The following is a 6,210-nucleotide window of genomic DNA, read 5'->3' on the forward strand; positions in this document are numbered from 1 at the left end:
GTAGGTGGCCAGCGAAATCTCGCGCAAGCCTTCCAGATATTGCCGCGGAAACATCGCGTCCTCGATAACGCCGTCCTCGCGAACGACCTGCAGATTGTCGACGGCGATCTGGGCATCCGCGCTTTCGGCACGCGCGATCATCCTGGCGAGCCGGCCGGGAAAGACCGCGTCGTCGGAATCGAGAACCGCGATCCATCTGCCGCGGGCGGCATCGAGGCCGGCATTCCTGGCGCCGCCCGGGCCGCGATTGCTTGGCAGGGCGATGACACGGACGATATCCCCGGGATAGGCCCGCGCAACATCGAGCGTCGCATCGCGCGACTTGTCGTCGACGACGATGATTTCGACGCTGACACCCTTCTGGGCGATGGCGCTGGCGATCGCCCGATCAAGGGTCGTCTCGGCATTGTAGGCGGCAATAACGAAGGAAACATCGGGGATAGAGCTGACGTCAGGCTGCACGCTTGCCTCCCTGCTGTGGCGACGGCTGGCCATAGAGGCGGATTTCGCGGATGCCGACGAGGCCGCTGACGACACCAAGATGCATAATGCCGCGCAGCACGCTGCGGTTCCTGCGTACCGGACTGACGACGACCGGAAGTGCCGAGGCGAAGCAATAGATGGCCTTTGCCGAGGCCAGGCCGACCTGCTTGGCCAGACCGATTCCGCTGGCGCTGCTGCCCAGGAGATGGCCATGCGTCTGGCCGACGCGGAAGCGGCGGCGGCCGAGCCAATCGAATGCCGCCCTGGAGCGCGGCACCACCTCCTCGACCCATGCCTCGGGCGAGAAGGCGATGCGGCCGCCTGCCTTGTGCATCTGGTCGAAGAATTCGGTGTCCTCGCCGCCGGTCTGGCCACGCGCCAGGCTGAAGCGGCGGCCGCGCAGGCTGTCCGAGCCCATCCGCAGCAGAACGTTGCAGGTGTAGCCGGTCTGGATCTCGCCGCGCACCCAGACGGGCAAGGTCGAATGGAAATCGCCGCGCCGCATCCAGTCCGGCGCGTCCGGGCGATAGCGCGCCCTGACCGGGCCGAGCACGGCGGCGGCACCGCTTTGCTGCGCCATCGCGACCAGTTCGGCAAGCCATGGCGTCGTGGCCGTCTCGTCGTCATCGATGAAGGCGACGAAATCCGCGGTGCTCGCATCGAGGCAGGCGTTGCGGGCGATCGAGATGTTGCGCGCCGGGGCGTGCTGATAGTGGATCGGCACCGTCAATTCCCGCGACAGCGCCGCCACCAGGTCACGGGCCGATGGGGTGTCGTCATTGTCGGCGACGACGATGCGGACATCGAATCCCACCGGCATCTCCATGGCGTCGAGCGAGCGCAGCGTGTCGGCCAGTTCCGGCCGGCGGAACGTGCAGACGCCGATGTCGATGCTGCGGTCCTTTGCCGACACCGCCATCAGGCCACTCCTCGTCGCGAGCCGAGGCCGAGAAGCTGCAGCCAGAAGCCGACCGACCAGCCAAGATGCATGACCATGGCCGAGACACCGGCCAGCGCAACGTCGGCCTTGCGCTGGCGGATAGCCGCCACTAGCCCGTAGCCCAGGCAAACCGACGCCCACAGCAGCAGCGGCATCGCCGCCAGCCAGTGCACGAAGGAGAAGGCCGCCAGCAGCACCACCGGGAACACCAGCAGCGGCACCATCTGCCTCACCTTCGGGATGACGCGATGCTTCAGTACATTCTTGGCACGCCCGCGACCGTAGCCGAGATACTGGAAATAGAGGCCTGAGAGCGAGGCACGCGGGTAGTAGACCATCTGCGTCTTGCCGCTCATCCAGATCTTGTAGCCGGCCTTGCGCAGGCGATAATCGAGCTCGGCGTCCTCGTTGTGGCTGAACGTTTCGTCATAGCCGCCGACGGCACCGAACGCCGATATCCGCATCAGTGCATGATGGCCGTGATCGATCCACTGTCCCTGCGAAAGATGCCTATGCTTCGAGCCGCCGGTGCCGAGCTTGGAGTTCTGCGCCGCGGCCGCCGCTTTCTGCACGGCACCGCTGCCGCTGGTCAGCATCGAAACGACAACCGAATCCGCTGATGTAGCCAGGGCTTCCTCGACCAGCCGGTCGCAATAATCGTCGGGATAACCGCCATGCGCATCGATGCGGATGAGATAGTCGGCACCATCGCCGAAAGTACCGACGGCGAGATTGATCGCCGCGCTCTGGATACGCCGCTTGTTGTGGAGCAGGATAACCCGCGGGTCCCTGGCAATGACGTCGTCTACGATGGAAAGCGTGCCGTCGGTGCTGCCGCCGTCGGCGACGATGATCCGGGCGCCAAGCCGGGCGGCCGCGGGCCGCAATTGATCGAGCAGCGCACCGATATGGGCGGCTTCGTTCAGGCATGGGATGACGATCAGGCTGGATGAGGGTTTTTCCGTCTGCATCATCAACCTCTGTCCATCTTGCCCCTGTCCATTCCCGGCCATCCTAAGCCAATGCCTCGGCGGCAAACGAACCGGGCACGGCCGTCAGGCTGCGCAGCCGCTCGACAAGCGCACGGCAATCGCTGCGATCGTAGCTCCAGGTTCTCGGGTTGCGCGCCAGAACACGCCCCTTCAGCCTGGCGAAGCGATGCTCCTCCATCTTGCCTAGCGCGGCTTCGAGCGCTTCGGGCGACGCCTGCGGCAACAGCACGCCGATATCCTGCTGCTTGAGGAACCGCCCGGTCTCGGTATTGCCCATCGAGATCGGCACCGCGCCGAAACGACAACCCTCATAGAGCCGGTTGGGCAGAAGCCATTCGGAGTTCTGCCCCGCTTCGAAGAAATCGATCGCCCAGGAAAAATGGACATCGTTGTAGATCGCCGCCATGTCTTCCGGATTGCGGTAGGGCCCGAGAAACGACAGCCATGGCTCGGCCTCGACAAAGCCGTGAAAGTCAGGGAATTCCGACAAAGCCGGACGGCCGCGCAGCACGATCTCGAAGCGGCCCTCCGTGCGGCGGGAGAAATCAGCCAGCAGCTCGAGCGAGCGGCGGCAGCGCAGCGCGCCGAACCAGCCGATCCGCCATGGCGGGCCGACCGGGCTCAATTCAGCCTCCGGAGCGCCGGGCACAATCGTCGCGGCCTCGAAATATTTGTTTTCGACCAGCTCAATGGGTGCCGCGACCTGGCCGAACGGCTTGAAATAATTGGCGATGAAGGCAGGCGAACTGGTCACCAGCAGCTTCACATCCCTGGCCAGAAATCGTTCGGTGGCACGCAGCGCCTTGCCCAGGACATCGTTGCGCAGCACAAGCCGATGAATGTCGAGGCACTCGTATACGATCGGAACCGATGCACCGAAGGCTGACCTGGCGCGGCGGGCAAGCGCCAGCATTTCCAGGTTGCGCGCGACGATGACATCCGGCTTTGGCATGCCGCCCAGCTTCGAGCCTATCGAAACGGCTGCTTTGGCTACGGCCGCGAGGCGTTGGCCGAATCGCCCGTCACGCGTCCCGCCGAGGTCGATCGGGCGCAGTCCCTCGATATCCGCAATCGGATTCGCGGTGCGACGGAATCCGGCCAAGGTGACCTGGGCCCCACCTGCCCTGAGCATCGTGATCCGCCGGCGCACCGCCGGGTCGGAAACGTCGTGCACTAGGTACAAGACATGCAGCATAAAAACTCGACCGCTGTTGGCCCACCCGAGGGAATGCTAGTACAGCTCTTGCTGCATCGCAACATTTTTGCTGCACCAATCGACGTTTTCTGTTGCACTGCAAAATTATTGCCGTAGTTTGTGGTCGGCGGCGGTCGTGGATTTTCGGGCTCGAAAATCCACGTAAAAAATCAGGAATCCTGAATTTGGAAGCCAATGCATTCGATCCGCCAGAAGGCTCCTTGCGCAAATCGGTTGGGCGCGGCGCGGTCGTCACGGCCATGGCGCAATCGGTGCGGGTCGCGACACAGATTCTGTCGGTTATCGTCCTGTCCCGGTTGTTGTCGCCACAGGATTTCGGTGTCGTGGCGATGTGCGCGCCGGTGCTTGCCTTTATCGCACTGTTCCAGGATTTCGGCCTGACCCAGGCAACGATCCAGAAATCAGGCATCCGGCATGAGGAGGTGAACTACCTCTTCTGGATCAATGTCGCCGTCAGCGCGATCCTGGCTTGCGTGCTTGCGGGTGCGGCGCCGCTGGTTGCTGCCTTCTATGGCGAGCCGCGCGTGACAGGTCTGGTGGCTGCGTTCGGGCTGCAGATCATGGCCTATGGGCTTGGCGCCCAGCATCTGGCGCTCTTGACGCGCCGTATGCAGTTCGGCCGGCTGGCCGTCATCGACGTCGCCAGCGCCATCGCCGGGCTTGCCGTGTCGATCGCCTGGACCTTCATCGATCGCTCCTATTGGGCCCTGTTTGCCGGCACGCTGACCGGTGCCGTGCTGCCGACGCTCTGCTACTGGGCGAGTTCGCGCTGGCGTCCGGGCCTGCCGCGCAAGGTCGCCGGCATCGGCGAGCTGATCAATTTCGGCGCCGGCATCACCGGCTTCAACTTCGCCAATTTCTTTGCCCGCAACCTCGACAACGTGCTGATCGGCAAATATTGGGGCGAGGCGCAGCTCGGCCTCTATGACCGCGCCTACAAGCTGCTTCTGTTTCCGCTGAGCCAGATCACCAATCCCTTGTCGAAGGTGATGGTTCCAGCACTTTCCAGGCTGAAGGACGAGCCGGATCGCTACCGCAGCGCCTATCTGCGCGTCATGCCGCTGATCCTGCTGGTGGCGCTTCCCGGTGTCGCCTTCGCCACCGCGATGTCGGATGTGCTGATCCCCTTCGTGCTCGGCGAGCAATGGCGCGCAAGCGCCTCGATTTTCCTGGCGCTCGGCTTTGCCGGGCTGCTGCAGCCGCTCAACAATCCGGCGGGGTGGCTTTTCGTCAGCCAGGGCCGCTCCGGCGATTTCATGCGCTGGGGCATCATAACGGCCGTAACGTCGGTGCTGGCTTTCATGCTCGGCCTGCCCTATGGCGCGCTGGGCGTGGCGATCGCCTATGCGATCAGCGAATATCTGCGGACGCCTTTCCTATGGCTCTATGTCGGCAAGAGCGGACCGCTGCAGGCGCATCATGTGCTGCGCGCGGCAACGCCGTTCGTGCTTGGCGCCCATCTGGCGCTGGCCGCGATCTGGTTCGTCAAGCCAGCGCTGCCGCAGCAGCATGTCGTCGCCCTGGCCAGCAGCGCCGTGTTCGCCTACCTCATCACGATCATCATCGCACTGGCATTCGCCTCCGGCCGCGAAGCCTTGCGCGAGGCGCTCAAGATGCTGCCGGCAAGGCTGCCTGCGGCAGCGCCGCGCGAAGCGCAATAATTTGGGCGTCTTCGACTGCTACGGACATCTCCTCCAGGACCAGGTCTGAACCATGCACTACCGATCGATCTCCGATATGAACGACGCCATCGTCAGGGGCCTGCACCGGCTGCCGCGCGACATCGACCTGGTCGTCGGTGTGCCGAGAAGCGGCGTTTTGGCAGCGACGCTGGTCAGCCTTGCGGCGAACATTCCGATGACCGATCTCGACAGCTTCCTGGCTGGGCGAATCTACACATCAGGCGTCACCAAGCGCCGGGCCGCTCTCGACCGCAAGGTTTCCGAGATGCGCAAGGTGCTGGTGATCGACGACAGCGTCGCCGGCGGCAATGCCATGCGCGACGCACGCGCCCGCATCCAGGCTGCGGGCATCGAGGCGGACTTCACCTTTGCCGCCGTGTTCGGCCTTGAGCCCCTGCACCAGGAAACCGACCTCGTCTTCGAGGTCGTGCCGCATCCGCGCATGTTCCAGTGGAACTTCATGCATCACAAATTCCTGGCGCAATGCTGCGTCGACATTGACGGCGTGCTGTGCCTCGACCCGACAGAGGCGGAAAACGACGACGGCCCGGCCTATGAGAAATTCCTCAGCGAAGCGCGGCCGCTCCATGTCGCGACCCACAGGATCGGCTGGCTGGTCACCAGCCGGCTGGAGAAATACCGCGCGCTCACCGAGGCATGGCTCGCCAAGCATGAAATCAAATACGACCAGCTGATCATGCTCGATCTGCCGAGCAAGGCGGAACGGCAACGACTCGGCGCGCATGGCAGTTTCAAGGCCGATTTCTACCGCAAGTCCGATGCCATCCTGTTCATCGAGAGCGAGCACGAACAGGCGCTGAAGATCACCGAACTGTCAGGCAAGCCGGTGCTGTGCGTCGAAACGCATATGGTCAGCTTCCCCGACGCGCTGTCGCT

General features: G+C 63.9%; 6 protein-coding genes. 2 read left to right on the top strand and 4 right to left on the bottom strand.

Going from position 1 to position 6,210, the window contains the following annotated elements:
• The 4 genes from EN991_RS19715 to EN991_RS19730 all read right to left on the bottom strand — a co-directional run.
• Window positions 1-462: glycosyltransferase family 2 protein (locus EN991_RS19715; protein WP_164769210.1), on the bottom strand; the 462-nt coding region annotated here is incomplete at its 3' end.
• Window positions 452-1,402 carry a glycosyltransferase family 2 protein gene (locus tag EN991_RS19720; RefSeq protein ID WP_127369355.1) on the bottom strand — a complete coding sequence of 317 codons (951 nt, stop codon included), beginning with the start codon at window positions 1,400-1,402 and terminating at the stop codon, window positions 452-454. The genes EN991_RS19720 and EN991_RS19715, both read right to left, overlap by 11 nt.
• Window positions 1,402-2,394, bottom strand: a complete 993-nt coding sequence (locus EN991_RS19725; RefSeq protein ID WP_063173531.1) for a glycosyltransferase family 2 protein — start codon at window positions 2,392-2,394, stop codon at window positions 1,402-1,404. The genes EN991_RS19720 and EN991_RS19725 overlap by 1 nt, the downstream gene beginning before the upstream one ends.
• Before the next feature lie 43 nt (window positions 2,395-2,437).
• A complete protein-coding gene (locus EN991_RS19730; protein WP_127369356.1) occupies window positions 2,438-3,610 on the bottom strand; it encodes a glycosyltransferase in 1,173 nt (390 codons plus the stop codon).
• 185 nt (window positions 3,611-3,795) lie between these two features.
• On the opposite strand from EN991_RS19730, the gene EN991_RS19735 reads away from it, so the two are divergent.
• Complete coding sequence (locus EN991_RS19735) at window positions 3,796-5,292, top strand: lipopolysaccharide biosynthesis protein (RefSeq protein WP_013528104.1); 1,497 nt, start codon at window positions 3,796-3,798, stop codon at window positions 5,290-5,292.
• A gap of 52 nt (window positions 5,293-5,344) precedes the next feature.
• On the top strand, window positions 5,345-6,210 hold an 866-nt coding region (locus tag EN991_RS19740; protein ID WP_127369357.1), incomplete at its 3' end, for a phosphoribosyltransferase family protein.

Origin of the sequence: Mesorhizobium sp. M7A.F.Ca.US.005.03.2.1 (genome assembly GCF_003997795.1) — a bacterium.
Lineage (GTDB): Bacteria > Pseudomonadota > Alphaproteobacteria > Rhizobiales > Rhizobiaceae > Mesorhizobium > Mesorhizobium ciceri.